Below are 18,429 nucleotides of genomic sequence, written 5' to 3'. Positions count from 1 at the left end.
TATCGCCTCCGCGGCCCCCGCCGCAAGTTGTGGGGGAAGCCGGGGTCGGTCGCACCGACGCGTCGGTGCCGTGAGGATCGCCTGCAGGGCCTTGCAGGGGGCTACCGCGGGGGGCGCCCGAGCGCCTATGCTCCCGCCGGCGCATGGTCCGAGCTCGCGAGATCCCCGCCCGCGGACCGTGGGCCCTGTCGGCCGTCCTCGCCGTCGGCCTCGCCGTCCCGACTCACGCCGCGGGACCCTCGGCCTCGCCTGACCCCGGCGGTCCTGCCCCGGGCCCCGTGGTCGGCGCCGCGGCCTCCGCCGCTCCCGCGCCTGTCCCGGCGCGCCCGGCTCACCCGCGGCTCAGCGAGCGAGTGCCGGTGCGGCGCTGGGCGATCGGCGTCGAGGGGGTCGGCCTGCAGATCCCGCCCCTGCGCCCGCGGGTCGTCGACCTCGACGCGCGCTACCTCGGCAACTCGGTCGCGGCCGGCGGGGTGGGCGCGCTGGGCCGGGTCCGGATCCGCCCGCCGATCGCCCTCGAGGTGGCGGTGCGCTCGGGCTCGGTGCGCTACCGCAGCGAGAACGACCTGATCTCGCAGGACCTGCTGCTGGCCGAGTTCGGCGCCCTGCTCTTCCTCGCGCGCGGCGACATCGGCCACTTCGCCCTCGACGCCGGCGTCGGCGGCCTCGCGCACGCGATCCGCTACGAGCTGGAGGGCGGCCGCGCGGGCGCCCAGATCGTCGGCGCGTTCACCGTCCGGGTCGGCGCCGACCTCGAGCTGCTGCTCGGCCGCATCGCCCTGACCTTCTCGCTCCGCGGCTACGGGGTTATCACCGACCTGGCCCGCACTCGCGCGACCGGCCAGCTGTTCGCCGGCGAGAGCGCCGCGCTGCGCCAGGCCCCGCTGCCGCGCCACCAGACCCACCTGCTGGGCTCGGCTGGCGTCTTGTACAGGTTCTAAAGGACATTCCCCATCGGACATGCTCCCACGAGCATGTCGCAAAGACCATCAGCCCTCGTCGTCCTTCTCGGCCTCGGCGTCGAAGCGGGCGAACATCTGCTCGAGCCCGCGGTAGCGCAGACCGGCCTCGTCGTCGTGGTCAGCGGCACCGGCGGCCGGCGCGGTCGGGAACAGGAGGTGAAGGAACAGGATCCAGGTCGCCATTTGCTTGCGCTCCTCGTGTTGACCCGCTAGTAGCAGCGTGTCGCACCCGCCTCAACAATTCGGCAATTCGGCGAATAGCGGCCGCAGGAGCCCGATTCAGCCGCAAATTCGCCGAGCGACCGCGATCCGCTCGATCCACATTCGCCGATCTCGAGCCACGACCGCGAGCGGAGGCCCGCTTCGCCGGATTCTTGACGCGCGCACCGTCCGCCTCGCGCGAGGGTTCGCGTCATGCGAGCGCGGATCGCCGCTCGCTCCTCGCGCGTCGGTCTCGCGCGGGCCCTCGCTTGGCCAGCGAAGTCGCCGATCGCTCGCCGCGCCTCGCCTCTCCCGTCATCTCGCGCGCCCAGCCCTCGCGTCACGCGAGCGCGGGTCACCCACGCGCGCGAGCGTTCACGTCACGCGAGCGCGCCTCCCCGCTCACGGCTCGCGGATCCACGAGTCGTCGGTCCGGCCCGGCGCGAAGCCGAGGCGATCGAGGCGCGGCAGGTCGTCGACGAACTGCACCCCGGTCAGCGTGCGCGACAGCAGCGTCACCGCCAGCGGCGCGTGCAGCACGATCGCAGGGCGCAGCTCCCCGAGGCGCGCCGCGATCGCCTGCTTCGCCCGGTCGCGGTCGATCCGGGTCTGCGCCGCCCGGTACGTGTCGATCGCCGCGTCGAGCGTCTGGTCGGCCACCCCGGTCAGGTTGTGCGCGCCGCGGCTGTGAAACCACGGGTACAGATCGACATCGGTGCCCGACGCCAGCCGCGCCAGCGCCACGCTGAACTTGCCGGCGCGCAGCAGGTTCGCCTGTACGTAAGGCCAGCTGGCGGTCACGCTCGGCGCCTGCACCCCGAGCTGTTTCCACGCCCCTCGCAGCGCGCGGGCGACCCCCGTCGCCAGCCCCGGGCTCGCGTCCCACGTCAGCGGCAGGCGCAGCACCGCGCTCTGGCGCCGCCGAACCCCGCGCTCGTGGATCCACCCGAGCTCGTTCAAGATCGCGTCGGCCGCCGCGCGTCCGTTGGTGTCGGCAGTCGCGGTCGGCGGCGTCATCAGCGGCCCGAGCCCCGCCTCGCCGTCGCGGCCCTCTGCGAGCGCCACCAGGTCGATCGGCGCGGGCGCGTGGAGGTCGACCGGCGCGGTCACCGGCAGCCCGGGCAGCCCGTAGACCTGCAGCGCCAGCTCCCCGCGCGGGGCCGCGAGGTCGAGCGCCGCCCGCATCCGCGGCCCCGACTGCGGGCCCTCGCGCAGGTTAAAGAGGAGAAGATCGAAGCGGGCCGGGCTGACCAGATACGCGGCGAAGCGCGCCGCCATCGCCGGCTTCGCCAGCTCCTTGGGCACGTGGATCGGCGCCACCTCGGCGAGCACGTGGACCTCCGCACGGCGCAGGGCCGTCAGCGCCGCCGCGCCGTCGTCGATCGCCCGCAGGACGATCCGCCCCGCCAGCCCCGGCGCCTTGGTCGTGCGCTCGAGCATCAGGTGGACGTCGTCGCCGGCGACGAAGCGGAACGGCCCCGAGCCGATCGGCTGATCGGCCTGCGCCACGCGGCCGCGCGGCACGATCTTGATCGCCGCGATCTTCTCGAGCATCAGCGGGTCGTCGTGTTCGAACACCAGGCGCAGCCATCGACCCGAGCTGTCCTTGGGGCCAGATGGCGGTCCGTCGGCCGCCACCGCCGCGCGCAGCCCGTCGAGCCCGTGGCGCTGGCGCAGCCCCTGCCCGCGCGGGCCCAGCCACTGGTTCACGCTGAGGAGCGCGTCCTCGCGCGTCACCAGCGAGCCGTCGTGGAACTGCGCGCCCTCGCGGAGGTGGCACACCACCCCGCGGCCGGCCGGGTCGTGGTCGACCTCGCAGCGGTCCGCGAGCGCCATCTCGATCCAGGGGGCGCCGTCCCCCTGGCGGCGGACGAGGCCTTCGAACAGCAGGTCGTCGACCACGCGCTGGCCCCACGGGTCGAGCTCCGCGAACGGGTCCAGGGTCGCGGGCAGGCGGCGCACCGCGACGACCACCGTGTCTTCGGCGGAAGGCGAGATCACCGGGGTCTGCGGACGGACTTCGCTCGGACCCTCTGCGGGGGCCGGCTCCGCGGGCGGGCTACTGCAGGCGCCCGCGAGCGCGAGGCACGCCGCCGTCAGAGATCCCAGGAGGGCCTGCTTGCCCCGCTCTCTCGGTCTTCGGCGGCGGACCGGGAGTGGGGCCGCCACCTGCGCGCGTGGGGCCCGGGCGTCGCTCGGCAATTGCACCCCCATCGTCTACCAAACGGCCCGAGCACTTGAAACTACGCGCGTGCGCGTGATACAGCCAGGATTGTCGGCCTTCCCCCGCGGGAAGGCTCGGAGGACGACGCTCCCGATGATGCGCTCTGCTTCTACGCTCCTGATCACGACCGCACTCTGCATGGCTCCATGGGGCTGCGGAGGCGAGCCGGCTCCCAAGGTCAAAAAGTCCCAGGAGGACGAGGGACCGTCGGCGGCGGACAACGTCAAGTTTGAACTCCCGCCCCCGCCCGACTTCGACGAGGGCAAGGTCACCGAGAAGTGGGAGGACGGCGCCTGGTCGGTCTACGGCCTGCGCAAGGAGCTCGAGGAGAACGTCAAGGTCGGCGACGCCGGCCAGGAGATCGAGCTCAAGGGCTTCGTCCAGGACATCTACGAGCCGCCGGTGTGTCCCGAGGGCGAGAAGTGCCCGGTCGGCAAGCAGCCGCACATCTGGATCACGGACAAGGCCGACGAGAAGGGCAAGAAGCGGGCGATGATGGTCGTCGGCTACCGCTTCACGATCCCCGACTACGACGCCAAGCGGTGGGAGAAGGTCCCCGACGTGGTGTTCGAGAAGGGCAAGCAGTACACCTTCAAGGGCAAGTTCAAGCGCTTCTCCGACCAGGGGTTCGCCGACGCCCGCGGCCTGCTCGACTTCACGTACTACAAGGCCATCGACCCGACCACGGGCACCGAGGGTTGGATCGCGCCGAAGGCTGCGGCCTGGCACCCGATCGAGCTGCTCCGCGTCGAGGAAGAGCAGCGCAAGCTGGTCGAGAAGGTCAACAAGGGCAACAAGAAGGGCAAGTGAGGCTCGCCGTGCACAAGATCTTCCTGGGCTCGCTCCTCAGCTTCTCTCTCGCCTTCTCGCTCGCCGCCTGTCAGGCGCCCGAGGCCGGGTCGTGCGAGGAATTCCGGGAGGTCCGCGGCAGCTGCGACGGCAACAACGCCTTCGCGTACGAGCCGGTCAACTACGACCTGTGCAACAACGTCGACCCGGAGTGCAAGCAGTTCTACGACTGCGCCACCGCGTTGGCGTGCGTACCCGACCCGGACTTCACGTGGATCCTCGGGCGGGAGAACGTCGACGCCAAAGTCAGCGGCAAGGCGTGCATCCCTCGCAGCCAGGACCCCGAGTGCGGCAAGAAGTGCTGCCCGATCGAGTCCTACCGCACGCTGTGCCCGCAGCCGGAGGACAAGGAGTGCACGGACGACGACCTCCGGGTCCCTCAAGAGGAAGACGAGGACGAGTAGTCCCGTACTCCCCGCGACGCGCCTGAGGGCGGCCCCGGCATTCCGCTGCGGCCGCCCTCGCCGTTTCGAAAGGCCGCGCTCGCGGCGAACCCCTCCTCCCGGCGTCGCCCCTCTCGCTCCGCGACGACGCCCGCGCGCCGTCATGCCCTCTCGCTCGATCGGTCGCGCCCTCATGGCGATCGTGACCTCTCGTTCCGCGACGACGAACTCATCGCGCCCATGACCCTCTCGTTCTGCGACGACGGTCGTCTGCAACCTCCGCCTTGCGCTGCGATCGCTTCGCGCCTCGCCCAGCGCGCGCTGCGACCACGACGCTTCGCCACGCGACCGTGGCGTTGCGACCACGACCGCGAGCGCCCGCGGCCTGCTCGACTTCACCCCTCGCGCGCAGCGGTTGCCCCGCGGCGGCGAGACGTGCAACGCTCGCCGAGACCGGTCCAGTGAGGCTCACCGTGCACAGATTCTTCCTCGTCACCGCCTTCGCGTTCGCCGCTGCCTTCACCCTCGGAGCTTGCACCGCGCCGGAGGTGGAGTCGTGCGAGCAGTTCAAGGAGGCGCGCGCCGCGTGCGACGCCAAGAACGGCAGCGACACGAGCTCGGAGGACAAGGACGCCAACCTCTGCGACTCGGTCGACGCCGAGTGCAAGGAGTTCTACGACTGCGCCCGGCAGCAAGAGTGCGTCGAGGTCGGCGGCGTGTTCCGCCTCGACTACGCCAAGATCTGCACCATGCCCGAAGGCAAGGAGTGCACCGAGATCGCCGCCGGCGGATGACGCCTCGCGCGGCCCTCGGCAGCGAGTAACGCCTCGCGCCAGCCAAGCAACCGCGAGCGAGCGACGCCTCGCGCGGACCGAGCCGTGCGCGGCCGCGAGTAACCTCTCGCGCAAGCCAACCGACCGAGCGAGCGACGCCTCGTGCAGACCGACCCTCGGCCGCCAGTACGCCTTGCGCAAACCAACCGACCGCGAGCGAGCGACGCCTCGCGCGGCCCGAGCCGCCCTCGGTCGCGAGTAACGCCTCGCGCAGCCGAGTCGCTCTCGGCCGCGGGTGACTCGCTCGCCCGCCTAGCTAGCGACTCCGACGCGCCCCGTCCTTCGCCCGGTTCAGCGACGTTCGGCCGTCTCGGCCGCGTAGTACCAGTCGGCCCCGCGCAGGCGCACCCACGCGGGCGCCTCCTCGATCGTCGGGCCGACGTCGACCGTCACCGTCGCCGCCCCGGGCCGGAGGATCTTCGCCGTCGTCGGCTCCCCACGCGGCGCGCCCTGGAGCAGGCGCACCGCCCGGAACGACTCCCAGCCTGGCAGCCCCGCCAGCAGCGCCGGGTCGCCGGCCGTCGACCACGTCGCCTCCTCGACCCCCTCGCGCGTCGCCGTCGCCGAACCTGTCCCTGAGGACAGCTCAATGCGACGCGCCTGGCCGAGCCAGAAGCGCAGCGGATCCGAGTACAGCAGATCGTCCGCCAGCGCCGCGCAGGTCGACTTCGGCAGCAGCGCCGCGCGCGGCTGGCCCGGCACGTGGGCCACGCAGTCCGGGTGCAGCTCCAGCGTCGCCGCCTCGCTGCCCGTCCGCTCGACCCGGATCGTCCGCAGCGGCGCCGTCAGCGGGCGATCCGTCCACGCCTCCGCGCGGGCCGCCTGCAGCCCCGCCAGCATCGCCTCGAGCCGGACCTCGTCGAGGGCAGCCGCCCCATCGGGGTGGACCGGCGCGTCGAGGCGCCACACCCCGAGATCGAGGCGCACGCTCTGGCGCACCGCATCGCTCCCGCGCCCGGGCAGGATCTCGAGCTCGCGCACCTCACCTGTCCCGAAAGCCAGCAGCCTGCGCTCCGCGAACGTCTCGCGGGTGAACGCCAGCGCCAGCGGCTCCTCGCGGGCCACCACCAGCGGCGGCGCCTCGTCGCGTCGGCAAGCCAGCGGCACCCCGTCGGCCGGTCCGCAGCGCAGCCGCAGCCGCTGACTGCTGTCCGACTCGATCGTCAGATCGACCTCCGGCCGGAACCCCGTCAGCGGCCGCGCCGGCAGCTCGACCGGCGCCTGCTGCACCGACGTCCACCAGCGGAACACCTCCGGCTCCGCGACCTCGTGCAGCGCCCCGTCCTCCTCGACCACCCAGCCGCCGCCCAGGCGACGCAGCCGGCGACGCTCTGGCGCCTCCATTTGCACCGCCAGCACCCGCCCGTAGGCGTACGGCGCCAGCTGCGGCTCGACCAGCCCTCCGTCGGGGTCGTCGATCGGCCACGGCGCATCGATCTCCGCCTCCACGCAGCCTCGCGTCCCCGCCCCGCGGTCCACCACCACGCGCCCTGGCGGCCCCGGACACGGCGGCCCCAGCCGCACCTCCCAGCGCCTGCCCGATCGGTCCTGTACTTCCAGCCAGGGCGAAACGGACAGCTCCGCTGCCTCCGCCGGCGCCGGCTCGAACTCCGCCGCCACGATGCGATCGAGGCGCAGCGCCACCGCCGGCTCCGACAAGATCTGCGGCGAAGCGCCTGTCACCACGCGCCACAGCGAGTCCGCCCCGCGCGCCAGCTCCAGCGGCCCCACCCGCACCGCCGCCGCCTCGCTGGCCTCGATCGGCACCAGCCGCCGCGACAGCCACGCCGACGCCGGCTGGGCCAGCGCCGCCGCCAGCTCCGGCTCGACCACCCACGCCCCTGCGCCCGCGATCGTCCCGTAGTCCCCGACCCCGTCGCTGGCCGCCCCGTGCAGCGTCACCGCCGCGCGCCGGCCCTCGACCTCGACCGCGATCTCCCCGCGCACCGGCCCCAGCGCGCTGTCCTCGGCCACCGCCCGCAGCGTCGTCGCCATCCGCAACGAGCTCCACAGCCCGGCCAGCCCTTCCGCGTCGGCCGGCCCCAGCGGCGCCTCACCGATGAACACCGCGTGCTGTCCGTTGTCCGCCGGCGTCAGCGTCACCGGCGGCTGCCCGGCCTGCGCCAGAGTGATCGTCGCCCGCGCCAGCTCCGGCTCGCTCAGCTCCGGGAACACCCGCCGGGCCGCCGACTGGGCGCTGTAGATCATCGGCGCCGCCGGCCCGCCAGCCCATGGATCGAAGCGGAGCAGCGCCGCGCTGGCGATCGCCGTCGCCGCCAGCCCCAGAGTCAGCGGCCGCGGCCGCCACGAAGCTGCCCGCGAGAACATGTCTTTTAAAACATGTCCCTTCATACCCGCCGCCTCCACAGCGCCCGCGCATACCACGAAGCTGCCCGAGAGGACATGTCTTTTAACCCATGTCCCTTCAAACCCGCCGCCTCCACAGCACCCACAGCCCGAGCACCGCCCCGAAGCCCGGCAGGCCGACCAGGCACATCCACACCATCTGCGCCAGTTGGTCCTCCTGCAGCACCAGCTTCACGTGCTCGCGCGGACGAGGCCGCAGCCCGAGCAGCGCGTCGCGCTCGCTGAGCCAGCCGACCGCGTTGAGCAAGAAGTCGCGGCCGCGGTCGTACACCACGTCTTCGCGGAGCAGCGCGTTCAGGGCGAAGTCGGCCGAGCCGACCACGATCATGCGCGACCCGCCGAGCTCCGCCGCCGCCGCGATCGGCACCGGCCCCTCGCGATCGACCGCCGGATCGAAGCGGGGCGCCTCGCCGCGCGTGAACGCCAGGATGTCCGCCTCCGCCCAGCCGCGCTCGCTCGTCTGGATCAGCGTCGTCGCCGGCGACTCGGCCGTCAGCTCGCGCACCTGCAGCAGCGAGATCGGCTGCCCGACCAGCCGCGCCGTCGCCGGGTGGTCGCCCCAGCCTTCCTGCAGCGTGAACGCCAGGAACGGCGTCGCCCCGGCCATCGGCGACGGATCGACCACCACGCGCTCGCCGAAGCGGATCCCCCGCTGCGCCGTCAGCTCCTCGAGCCCGTTCGGCGCCAGCCCGCTGCTCCCGCGCAGGATCACCGCGCCGACGAGCAGCAACACATCGCCGCCGCCGGCCAAGAAGCGCTCGACCTCCTTCACGTGCTCCGGCGGCAGCGGCCCCTGCGGCCCGCCGACCAGCAGCACGTCGCAGCCCGACAGCCCCTCCGGCCCCGACAGGTCGGCGATCCGCACCGACAGCCCCGCGTCGGTCAGCAGGTCGCGCAGGTGCGCGTAACCGCTGTACGGCTCGAGGCTGTCGAGCGCCGGCTCGCCGTGCCCCTGCGTCGCGCACACCACCACCCGGCGCGCATCGGTGACCGCCAGGAACTTGCCGAGCAGCGCCTCCTCGCCGCGGAACTCCTTCACCCGCGGCCCCGTCACCTGGACATCGGGACCTGTCGAGAAGGACACCAGGTCGGTGGGCAGCAGATGCGCCTTGCGCAGCCCCGCCCCCTGGCCCGAGCGGATCAGCACCACCCCGTCGGCCAGCTCGCGGCCGGTCAGCGCGTAGTCGCCGATCGCCGCGCTCGCCTCCTGATGATCGCGGTCGGGGTCGACGAAGCGCACTCGCAGCCGCTCCGGCGCCGCCGTCGTCATGCGGGCCAGCACCTCGCGCAGCTCCGCCTGCAGCGGATTCGGCCGCCCGCCGCCGATCGTCGACGGCACGATCACCGTCACCTCGACCGCCGCCGGCAGCCCCGCCAGCACCTCGCGCGCGCGCTCGCTGAGCGAGTACACGTGCCCTCCCGTCCAGTCGCCGCGCTCCGCGTGCCGGCTCGCCAGCACCGCCGAGTTCGCCAGCGTGAACGCGGCCAGCCCCACCTGCAGCCCGTGTTCGAAGCGCCGGCGCGGGCTCACTGCCACTACTGCCGCCAGCAGCAGCGACGCCGTCACCGCCAGGTGGAGGTACAACCACCGCGGGTCGACGATCCCCTGCGCCAGCTCCTGCATCATCGTCAGCAGGCTGGTCGCCTGGATCGCCCGGCTCGCCGCCTCGGACTGCACCTGTCCTTCGAGCAAGCCGCTCATCACCGCGATCGTGCACACCACGAACGTCATCACCGCCGCCGCCAGCTGGCTGCGGGCGATCGCGCTGGCCAGCAGCCCGACGGCCAAAAAGCTCGCGCCGACCAGCCCGACCCCGAGGTACCCCGCCAGCACCGGCCCCGCCTCCGGTCGCGCCCCCGCGCCCATCAGCAGCACGTAGAACGCCGCCGTCGGCAGCCACAGCGCCGCGTAGAACGCATACGCCCCGACGAACTTGCCCGCCACCAGCTGCCCCGGCGACAGCGGCGCCGTCAACAGCGCCTCGAGCGTCCCCAGCCGCCGCTCCTCCGCGACCAGGCGCATGCTCAGCGCCGCGCAGATGAAGATCACCGGCAGCCAGAACAGGAAGAAGCTGCCGCCGAAGTAGAACTGCATCACCGGCCCCGGCGCCGCCAGCGGGTCGTTGAGCACGCGCAGCAGCAGCGCGAAGTTGTAGCCCTGGTTGAGCAGGAACAGCGTCGCCACCAGGTACGCCAGCGGCGTCACGAACAGCGACAGCAGCTCCTTGCGCGCCACGTGCCACGCCCCGCGCGCCCACCAGCCGAGCGCGCTCACGCCTCACCTCGCCCTTCGGACATGTCCTTCAGGCCATCCGCCTCGCCGCTCGTCAGGCGGTAGAACCGCTCCTCGAGGTTGCGCCGGCCGATCTCGAGCTGCACCGGAGGCACTCCGACCTGCAGGCTCGCCCGCCCGAGCGCCGTCGCCAGCGCCTCCGCCTCGCCCGCGTCGGCGCAGCGGACCCGGGCGCGCGAGCCGGCGCCGTCGGCCACCGGCCCCTCGACCTGCGGACCCGCCGCTCCGGCGAGCGCCAGCACCTCCGCCGCGCGCGCCGGCGGCCCGTCCCAGCGCACCAGCACCTCGCTCGCGCGCAGCGCCTCGGCCACCGACTCGTCGGCCACGCAGCGGCCCTGCGCCAGCACCACCACGCGGTCGCACAGCGCCTCGACCTCCGCGAGGATGTGCGACGAAAAGATCAGCGTCTGCCCGCCGCCGAGCGACTTGAGCATCGCCCGGATCTCCAGCACCTGGTTCGGATCGAGCCCCACAGTGGGCTCGTCGAGCACCACCAGCGGCGGCGCGCCGAGCAGCGCGTCGGCGATCCCGACCCGCTGGCGGTAGCCGCGGGACAGGTGCGCGATCGGCCGCTCCAGCATCTCGCCCAGGCCCGTCTGCTCGGCCACCCGGCGGATCTCCGCCGCCCGCGCGCGCCGGGGCACCCGCTTGATCGCCGCCCGGAAGTCCAGGTGTTCACGCACCCGCAGCTCGACGTACAGCGGCACCTGCTCGGGCAGGTAGCCGACCTGCTCGCGCACTTGCAGCGACTGCGACGACGCGTCGAGCCCGGCCACCGACACCTTCGTGCTCTGGCCCGGCTGCACCGGCAAGAACCCGCACACGATCCGCATCAGCGTCGACTTCCCGGCCCCGTTCGGACCCAAAAGCCCCACGCGCTGGCCCGGCGCCACGCGGAACGACACGTCGCGCAGCGCCGGCGCGTGCGCCCCCGGGTAGCGGTGCGACAGGTGGTCGACCGCGAGCGAGGCCGGCGCGCGGTTCATCGCTTCGTCGCCGGCGCCCCGGCGCCCTGCTCGCCCTTCGCCGCGGCCGGCTCGCCCTTGCCCGCGCCTGCCCCGGCCTTGCCGCCGTCCGCCCCTGCACCCGCGCCCGCCGAACCTGCGCCCGCACCTGCTGCGCCCGCGCTGTCCTTCAGGTCCTGTCCCTTCGCACCTGCCCCTTGGGCAAGGTCCTTCGCGTCCTGTCCCTTCGCACCTGCCCCTTGAGCCACATCGCCCGTCGGCGCCCCCTCGGTCGGCGCCGGCCCGGGCCGCGACTCGAGCGGGTCGCGCTCGATCTCCTGGACCGCCCACAGCATCGCCGCCTTCGCCTCCGGGTGCCCCTCCTTGGCCGCGGCCTCGGTCAGCGCCGCCTTGTAGCCCGTCAGCCGCTGGCTGCCCATCGCCTCCGCCAGCGCCTGGCGCACGACAGGGTCCGGCTCCCGCGAGAGCGCGTAGAGCAGCGCCAGCCCCGTCCCGTTGTCGCGGGCCGGGATCAGCGCCCGCGCGCACGCGGCCCGCTGGTCGACCGGCATCACGTACGTGCCGTCCTTGTTCTGCAGCGTCAGCCCGTCGATGAGCCCGCGGCGCCGCATCTCGTAGGCCGCGTAGGCCTTCGTCGCCTCCTCCGTGCGGCCCGCCTTGACGTTGACCTCACCGAGCAGCAGCCACGCCTCGAGGTCGTCGGGGTCGTCCTTCACCACCGCCTCCTGCTCGGGGATCGCCGCCTCGAACTGCCCGTCGGCCGCCAGCGCCAGCGCCAGCACCCGCCGCGGCTCGATCTCGTTCGGCAACAGCGCCAGAGTCTGGCGGTAGAAGGAGATGGCCGTCCGCCGGTCGCCCGCGCGCTCGTGCAGCGTCCCCAGCAGCAGGCTCGCGTTGGCCCTCAGCGGCGCGTCGCTCGCGTTGTCGGCGATCTCGCGCAGCCCCGGCCCGAGCTCGGCCACGATCCGCTGCGGCCCATCCTTGTCCTCGGGCAGCAGCGCCGCCATCCGCTCCTTCGCCTGCAGGTACAGCTCGGCGCGCGACTCGTCGGTCGGCCCCGCCTTCGCCTCCGGGGCGGCCTTCCCCTCGACGCGCGGCTTCGGCGGGGGCGCCGGCGGCTGCCCCTCCCCGCAAGCACCGAGTCCCAGGAGCACCGCCGCGCACAACCACGCCGAAACTGTTCGCATGGCCACGGGACAACGCCCTCGTCGACTCGGTTCCCGCGCACCCGTTCGCTGCTGCACGCCGGAAAGGTGCCACAGGTCCCGCCCCTTGAACACCCGCCCATGCATCGCCCCCGCCGACCGTCTCTCGCGCCAGGGAAGATCGCAGCGACCCGCCGTCGACCTCGAAGCAGCCGACGCCGCGGTGAGCCCCAGCAAAGGCCGCAGCGCCAATCGCAGGCCTCGATTCTCGAGTGACCTCGAGGCAGCGAGCGACTGGGCGAGCGCCACCAGAGACCGCATCGTCCCGCCGAGCTCGGCGTCCAGGCCCCGGACCCGCCAGCGAAGGCGGTGACTCTTCGAACCGACTGACGACCCGGCAGCCGTCCGCTCGTCAGGCCGCCGACGATCGCGTCAGCCGAGCACGCGCCGCGGGAATCGCGGGTGCGTCTCCTCTGGCGCCGCCAGCACCGCCGCGATCGCATCGGCGATGTCCAGCGCCACCGCTCCCACGATCAGCCGTTCGCCCGCCACCCCGTGGACATGCACCCCGACCGTCGCGGCAACCCACGGCGACAGCCCGCGGCCGAGCAGCGCCGCGATCGCTCCAGCCAGGCAGTCACCGCTGCCCGCGGTCGCCAGGGCAGGCCCGCCGCTCACGCACACGCCCAGGCGCGAGCCCTCGGCCACCAGCGTCCCCTCGCCCTTCAGCACCACCACCGCGCCCGTCACCGTCGCCAGCGACCGCGCCGCCAGCGGGCGATCGGCCTGCACCCGCGCCGCGGTCCACGTCTCACCTGTCCTCGCGGACAGCAAGCGAGCCGCCTCCGCCGGATGCGGCGTGATCACCCGCGGCATCGTCGAGCGCCCCTCGATCTCGGCCAGCGCCGACGCGTCCCAAACCGCCGGCCGCCGGTCTTCCAGCCACAATTCGGCCAGCCCCGCGCGGTCCGCCTCGCGCACCAGCCCCGGCCCGACCACCAGCACCTTCGCCGCCGGCACCGGCTCGTCGCCGCGGGGCTGCACCATCAACTCCGGCCGGTGCGCCAGCAGCTGCGCCTGCACCTCGCGATCGTCGGTGGCGATCGTCACCAGCCCCGCCCCGGCCCGCAGCGCCGCCGCTCCGGCCAGCACCGCCGCCCCCGGCGTCCCCGCCGAGCCGCCGACGATCCCGACGTGCCCGCGCTCCCCCTTGTGCGAACCCGGCTTCAGCCCCGCGATGCTCCTGGCCACCTCGCCCGGATCGATCAGACATGTCTCATCCGACATGTCCTGAGAGACAATCCCGATGTCGGCCACCACCACCTCGCCCGCGGCCGCGCGCCCGGGCGTCACGTGCAGCCCCGGCTTCGAGCGGACGAACGTCACCGTGCGGTCGGCGGTGAACACCGGCCCGGGCACAGCCCCCGTGTCGGCGCCGAGCCCGGTCGGGATGTCGATCGCCAGCTTCGGCCCCGAGCGCGCGTTGGCCCACGTCACCGCCGCCACGAACGGCTGGCGCAGCGGCGGCGCAGCCCCCGTCCCGAGCATCGCGTCGACGATCAGCGCCTCCGCTGGTCCCTGCGGCAGCCCGCGCTCGATCGGCACCCCCAGCTTCTCCGCCAAGGCCACCTGCTGGGCCAGCTCCGGGCTCTGGCGTTCGCTCAGCAGGAACGCCCGCGCCGGCACCCCCCACCCGTGGAGGATCCGCGCCACCGCCACCCCGTCGCCGCCATTGTTGCCCGGCCCGCACAGCGCCCACACCGGCAGGTCCCCGCGCATCGCCAGCGCCTCGCGGGCGCAGCACAGCGCCGCCCGCTCCATCAACACCGGCGACGGCGTCCCCAGCTCCACGATCGTGTGGCGGTCGGCCGCCGCCGCCTGACTCCTCGTCCACAGCGTCGCCCAGGCACGCGTCATGGCCGGCATGATAACCCGTTCGTCCCGCGCGGGCGAGCGCGCGACCGCCGGGCGGGCCATCACATGTCTCGAAGGTCATGTCCTCGCCGACGCCCGACTCCGACCGGCTCCCGTGGTTGCCGGTCCTGTCGCCTCCTGCCATCCTCGGCGGCGATGGGCGTGTCACCGCTTCGCAACGCGAGCTCGATCGGTCGGCTGCCCGCGCTCGCCGTGCTGCTCGCCTGTCCGGCCTGCATGTCCTACGGCCCGCCCGTGCGCAGCCCCGGCTACGGCGCTCCCGGCCGGATCCGCCAGGGTCAGCTCGAGCTCGGCGGCGCCGTCGCGCACCCGGGTCGCCCCGGCAGCGGCGGCCCGTTCATCGGCTACGGCGTGCGCGACTGGGCCAGCGTCGAGGTCGGCGCCGACTTCTCGTTCCGCCAGTGGGCCCTCGGCTACCTCGGCGGCCGCTTCACCTACGCGCCCCGTCGCGACCGCAAGCTCCACGGCGCCCTCGACGGCGAGCTCGGCGTCGGCGGCGGCGTCGGCGGCCGCTTCTATTGCCCCGACTCGCGGTGCGCCGACACTCGCGGCTGGACCGAGCGCGCCGCTCTCGGCGGCTACGTCGGCGGCGGCGCCGGCTACCACTTCAGCTTCTTCGCCCTCTACGCCCGCGGCCGCCTGCAGGCCACCGCCGCCGAGGGCCTGCCCTCGACCCTGTTCGGCTCCCTCCACGGCGGCATGCAATTCCGGATCGCCCGCCACGTCGACATCTTCGCCAGCGGCGGCCTGTTCGGCCTCCACAACCGCGAGGGCAACGAGGTAAGCCCCTACTGGGACGTCGGCCTCTCCGTCTACTTCGACGTCGCCCGCCGCAAACAGCAGCCCGCCGCACGCCTGCCGTTCCGCATGTCCTTCTAAACATGTCCGAAAGGCCAGCGCTTCCGCCAGCCCGCCGGACGCCCCGCGCGGCCGCTACCAGGGCGGCGCGACCTCTGCTACGCTGATCGTGGCATGGGCGAACCGCAGCGCAAGCTCCCCGACCCGCTGACCGTCGACGAGTTCCTGGCCATCACCTGGCCAGAAGGCGCCCGCCACGAGCTCCACGACGGCCACGTCGTCGCCATGGCCCCGCCGATGCGCGCCCACCACAGCCTCGTGACCACGCTCAGTCACGCCATCGGCCCCATCCTCGAAGACTGTTGCGAGGTTCTTACGGAAGCGGGAGTCGTCCCGTCGCTGCGGCGACACACCTATTACCAGGTCGACCTGCTCGTCACCTGCGAGCCGCCCGAGCCCCGCCAGCGCACGATCCGCGCCCCCCTCCTGCTCGTCGAAGTGCTGTCTCCGAGCACCCAGGCGATCGATCGCAACCGCAAGCTGCCCGACTACCGCCAGCTCGCCAGCGTCCAGGAGGTCGTGCTCATCGACAGCGAGGCCATGCACGTCGAGCTCTACCGCCGCTTCGAGGGCATCCGCTGGCTCAGCGAGATCTTGCGCGACCCGACCGACGTCCTCCACCTCGACAGCGTCGGCCTCGATCTCGCGCTCGACGACCTCTACCGCCGCGTCGTCTTCCCCGCCGAAGAAGCCGCCGGCTGACCTGTCCCAAACACCAGGTTGAAGCGCTCCTACTACCAGGCCGACCTGCTCGTCACCTGCGAGCCCTCGCGCCCGGGCGACCGCGCCGTCGCCGCGCCGCTGTTCGTGTGCGAGGTCCTGTCGGAGAGCACCGAGCTCTTCGATCGCCGGTGCAAGGTCCCCGAGTACCGGGCCATCGCCAGCGTGCGGGAGGTCTTGCTCGTCGACAGCGAGCGCATGTTCGTCGAGTTGCACCGTCGCCTCGACGAGCGTCGCTGGCTCACCGAGATCTTGCCGCGCCCGCACGACGAGCTCGCTCTCGAGACCGCCGGCGTCAAGCTCGCGCTCGTCGACCTCTACGAGGACGTCGCGCTGCCCGCCGCCAACCTCGAGCTCCCCCTCTGACCTGTCCTCAAGGCCAGCCCATCGCCCCGAACCGCTCCTCCGGCGCCCCCTGCGAGCAAGCGCACGCGCCTCGCCGCTCGCCTTCCTTTCTCGTACAATCCGCCCGCCATGCCCGCCCCATTGCGCGCCTGTGCGGTCTCGTTCCTCAACGCCTGGCCGCTCGTCCAGCCGCTCGTCGGCCAGCACCTCTCCGCCGACAAGGTCCCGCGCCATCCGAACGGCACCCCGCTGTTCGACCTCAGCCTCGTGCTCCCCAGCGAGTGCGCGCGGCGTTTGGAGACCGGCGAGTGTGACGTCGCCCTCGTCCCGGTCGCCGCTTGCGCGGCGCACCCCGAGTGGGAGGTCGTGCCCGAGGTCGGCATCGGCTGTCGCGGTCCGGTGCATTCGGTCCTGTTGGTCTCGGCCGTCCCCTTGCCGCAGATCGAGCGGATCTACCTGGACGCCGCCTCACGGACCTCCGTCATCCTCGTGCAGCTGCTCCTGCGCGCTCAGGGCCTCAGCCCCGAGTGCGTCCACGCCCCGCACCGCGAGGGCGCCGGCCTGGTCCAGGGCACCCACGCCGCCCTCGTGATCGGCGACGCCGCCATGGCGCTGCACGATCGCTTCCCGCACGTCTTCGACCTCGGCGCCATGTGGCTGGCCCAGACCGGCCTCCCGTTCGTCTTCGCCGTCTGGGCCGCGCGGCCCGGCCTCCTCACGCCCGCCCACGTCACCGCCCTGCAGGACGCTCGCGCCTACGGCCTCAAGCACGCCGAGGAGCTCGCCCACGCCTTCCGCGAGCAGCAGCTCCAGGCCGGCCTGCCCGCGCGCGACCTCCTCAGCGACAACGCCTACGCCAACTACCTCCGGCGGGCGATCCGCTACAGCCTCTCCACCAAAGAGCGCGAGGGCGTCGTCGAGTTCCTCTCGCGGGCCACGGCCGCCGGCCTCCTCGCGATCCCCGGCCACGACCCCGAGGATCCGGTCCACATCCGCTTCGCCGGCGGCGCCGCGCCCGAAGCGCTGGTCGCCGCCCGCCGACCACGGCCGCCGCTCGCGGCCGACGAACTACTCGCGCGCGCAGCTGCCGGCGGCCGCCTCGACCTCGCCGAGGGCATCTTCCTCTACGAGCACGCCGACCTCATGGCGCTCGGCGCCGCCGCCGACGCGCGCCGCGCGGCGCTCCATCCCGAGGGCGTCGTCACCTACATCATCGACCGTAATGTAAACTATACAAACGTGTGCGTAACGCGTTGTAAGTTTTGCAATTTCTACACTCCGCCCGGCGGTCGTGGCGGCTACGTCCTGAGCCGCGAGGAGCTCGCCCGCAAGTTCCGTGAGACCGAGGAGTTGGGCGGCGTCCAGATCCTCCTGCAGGGCGGCCTCAACCCCGATCTCGGGCTCGAGTGGTACGAGGACTTCTTCCGCTGGACCAAGGCCAACTTCAGCCTGGCGTTGCACGCGCTGTCGCCGACCGAGATCATCCACATCGCCCAGCTCGAGGACTTGCCGATCCGGGACGTCCTCGTCCGGCTGCGCGCGGCCGGCATGGACTCGTTGCCGGGCGGCGGCGCCGAGATCCTGGACGACGAGATCCGCGCCCGGATCTCGCCCTTCAAGAACACCGCCGACGAATGGCTGGCCGTCATGCGCGAGGCCCACGCCCTTGGCATGAAGACCACCGCCACCATGGTGTTCGGCTTCCAGGAGACCGCCGAGCAGCTCGTCCACCACATGGACCGGGTGCGCAGTCTGCAGGACGAGACCGGTGGGTTCACCGCCTTCATCACCTGGCCGTTCCAGGCCGACGGCACCCGGCTCAAGCTGCGCGACGACACCAGCCCGCTGCGGTACTTGCGGGTACAAGCGCTGGCGCGGCTCTACCTCGACAACGTCCCCAACCTGCAGGTCAGCTGGCCGACTCTGGGGCCCGAGATCGGCGAGGTCGCCCTGCGCTTCGGCGCAAACGACTTCGGGTCCGTCATGATCGAGGAGAACGTCGTCTCACAGGCCGGCGCGCGGTTCATGATGAGCGCCGCCGAGATCGAGGCCCACATCCGGCTCGCCGGCTTCGTCCCCGCGCGCCGGAACATGCGTTACGACCGTCTGCCCAGCGTTCCGTCGGCCGGCGCGCCGGTCGCCGCGCCGGCCGCCGCTTGCGGTGACCTCGGGGTCTTGTGACCCCTCGCACGTCCGCGGACGGCCGGCTGCACTCCGAAAAATCCCGCGAACATAGTAAACGCCCCCCAGGGCTATCCGAGCGGTCTTTCGGACCGGTTCGGGCCGCCTCACTCCACGAGCCTCCGGGCTCCGAACTTCACGCACCGGATCTGCCCCAGCGAAAGCCTT

At 73.1% G+C, this 18,429-nt stretch carries 15 protein-coding genes; 8 read left to right on the top strand and 7 right to left on the bottom strand.

The annotated features are described in order from the left end of the window. The first annotated feature begins 143 nt into the window (after positions 1–143). Positions 144–941 (top strand): hypothetical protein, encoded by a 798-nt coding sequence (locus tag OV090_RS25915; protein ID WP_267707290.1) that lies wholly within the window; start codon positions 144–146, stop codon positions 939–941. Between the two features lie 48 nt (positions 942–989). Here the strand turns inward: OV090_RS25915 and OV090_RS25910 are convergent, their stop codons facing one another. Together OV090_RS25910 and OV090_RS25905 are read right to left on the bottom strand one after the other, a co-directional pair. Continuing rightward, the gene (locus OV090_RS25910) at positions 990–1,145 is read right to left on the bottom strand and encodes a hypothetical protein (RefSeq protein WP_267707289.1); all 156 of its coding nucleotides are present in this window, start codon (positions 1,143–1,145) and stop codon (positions 990–992) included. A gap of 420 nt (positions 1,146–1,565) precedes the next feature. Then, a complete protein-coding gene (locus tag OV090_RS25905; protein ID WP_267707288.1) occupies positions 1,566–3,164 on the bottom strand; it encodes an ABC transporter substrate-binding protein in 1,599 nt (532 codons plus the stop codon). A gap of 361 nt (positions 3,165–3,525) precedes the next feature. Between OV090_RS25905 and OV090_RS25900 the strand changes: the two genes are divergently transcribed. The 3 genes from OV090_RS25900 (at position 3,526) to OV090_RS25890 (ending at position 5,413) form a co-directional block, all read left to right on the top strand. After that, positions 3,526–4,197 carry a hypothetical protein gene (locus tag OV090_RS25900; protein ID WP_267707287.1) on the top strand — a complete coding sequence of 224 codons (672 nt, stop codon included), beginning with the start codon at positions 3,526–3,528 and terminating at the stop codon, positions 4,195–4,197. 8 nt (positions 4,198–4,205) lie between these two features. Beyond that, positions 4,206–4,640, top strand: coding sequence for a hypothetical protein (locus OV090_RS25895; protein WP_267707286.1), 435 nt, complete (start codon positions 4,206–4,208; stop codon positions 4,638–4,640). Between the two features lie 452 nt (positions 4,641–5,092). Then, positions 5,093–5,413, top strand: coding sequence for a hypothetical protein (locus tag OV090_RS25890; RefSeq protein WP_267707285.1), 321 nt, complete (start codon positions 5,093–5,095; stop codon positions 5,411–5,413). A gap of 330 nt (positions 5,414–5,743) precedes the next feature. Here OV090_RS25890 and OV090_RS25885 read toward each other — a convergent pair whose 3' ends face one another. The 5 genes from OV090_RS25885 to OV090_RS25865 form a co-directional block, all read right to left on the bottom strand. Further along, positions 5,744–7,819: a hypothetical protein gene (locus tag OV090_RS25885; protein ID WP_267707284.1), complete on the bottom strand. Its 2,076-nt coding sequence runs from the start codon at positions 7,817–7,819 to the stop codon at positions 5,744–5,746. Positions 7,820–7,877: 58 nt separating this feature from the next. Next, positions 7,878–10,094, bottom strand: coding sequence for a Gldg family protein (locus tag OV090_RS25880; protein ID WP_267707283.1), 2,217 nt, complete (start codon positions 10,092–10,094; stop codon positions 7,878–7,880). Next, positions 10,091–11,098 carry an ABC transporter ATP-binding protein gene (locus tag OV090_RS25875; protein ID WP_267707282.1) on the bottom strand — a complete coding sequence of 336 codons (1,008 nt, stop codon included), beginning with the start codon at positions 11,096–11,098 and terminating at the stop codon, positions 10,091–10,093. Before OV090_RS25875 ends, OV090_RS25880 begins: the two co-directional genes overlap by 4 nt. After that, entirely contained in the window at positions 11,095–12,231 is a 1,137-nt protein-coding gene (locus OV090_RS25870; protein ID WP_267707281.1) for a tetratricopeptide repeat protein, read from the bottom strand. The genes OV090_RS25875 and OV090_RS25870 overlap by 4 nt, the downstream gene beginning before the upstream one ends. A 423-nt stretch (positions 12,232–12,654) precedes the next feature. Further along, positions 12,655–14,139 carry an NAD(P)H-hydrate dehydratase gene (locus OV090_RS25865; protein WP_267707280.1) on the bottom strand — a complete coding sequence of 495 codons (1,485 nt, stop codon included), beginning with the start codon at positions 14,137–14,139 and terminating at the stop codon, positions 12,655–12,657. Between the two features lie 153 nt (positions 14,140–14,292). Between OV090_RS25865 and OV090_RS25860 the strand changes: the two genes are divergently transcribed. The 4 genes from OV090_RS25860 (at position 14,293) to mqnC (ending at position 18,261) form a co-directional block, all read left to right on the top strand. Beyond that, the gene (locus tag OV090_RS25860; protein WP_267707279.1) at positions 14,293–15,036 is read left to right on the top strand and encodes a hypothetical protein; all 744 of its coding nucleotides are present in this window, start codon (positions 14,293–14,295) and stop codon (positions 15,034–15,036) included. A 93-nt stretch (positions 15,037–15,129) separates the two neighbouring features. Continuing rightward, positions 15,130–15,717: a Uma2 family endonuclease gene (locus OV090_RS25855; protein WP_267707278.1), complete on the top strand. Its 588-nt coding sequence runs from the start codon at positions 15,130–15,132 to the stop codon at positions 15,715–15,717. 18 nt (positions 15,718–15,735) lie between these two features. Continuing rightward, positions 15,736–16,101: a Uma2 family endonuclease gene (locus OV090_RS25850; protein WP_267707277.1), complete on the top strand. Its 366-nt coding sequence runs from the start codon at positions 15,736–15,738 to the stop codon at positions 16,099–16,101. Positions 16,102–16,209: 108 nt separating this feature from the next. Beyond that, on the top strand, positions 16,210–18,261 hold the full coding sequence (gene mqnC / locus OV090_RS25845; protein WP_267707276.1) for a cyclic dehypoxanthinyl futalosine synthase: 2,052 nt from the start codon (positions 16,210–16,212) through the stop codon (positions 18,259–18,261). Positions 18,262–18,429: the final 168 nt, after the last annotated feature.

Source organism: Nannocystis sp. RBIL2, assembly GCF_026626745.1.
Taxonomy (GTDB): domain Bacteria; phylum Myxococcota_A; class Polyangia; order Nannocystales; family Nannocystaceae; genus Nannocystis.
Note: the sequence above shows the minus strand (reverse complement) of the source record. Positions and strands in the feature narration are given on the sequence as shown.

Coding starts and splice junctions, on each gene's coding strand:
- OV090_RS25915 (WP_267707290.1), top strand. CDS start 144: ATGGTCCGAGCTCGCGAGATCCCCGCCCGCGGACCGTGGGCCCTGTCG.
- OV090_RS25855 (WP_267707278.1), top strand. CDS start 15,130: ATGGGCGAACCGCAGCGCAAGCTCCCCGACCCGCTGACCGTCGACGAG.
- OV090_RS25865 (WP_267707280.1), bottom strand. CDS start 14,139: ATGACGCGTGCCTGGGCGACGCTGTGGACGAGGAGTCAGGCGGCGGCG.
- mqnC (WP_267707276.1), top strand. CDS start 16,210: ATGCCCGCCCCATTGCGCGCCTGTGCGGTCTCGTTCCTCAACGCCTGG.
- OV090_RS25910 (WP_267707289.1), bottom strand. CDS start 1,145: ATGGCGACCTGGATCCTGTTCCTTCACCTCCTGTTCCCGACCGCGCCG.
- OV090_RS25900 (WP_267707287.1), top strand. CDS start 3,526: ATGGCTCCATGGGGCTGCGGAGGCGAGCCGGCTCCCAAGGTCAAAAAG.
- OV090_RS25860 (WP_267707279.1), top strand. CDS start 14,293: ATGGGCGTGTCACCGCTTCGCAACGCGAGCTCGATCGGTCGGCTGCCC.
- OV090_RS25875 (WP_267707282.1), bottom strand. CDS start 11,098: ATGAACCGCGCGCCGGCCTCGCTCGCGGTCGACCACCTGTCGCACCGC.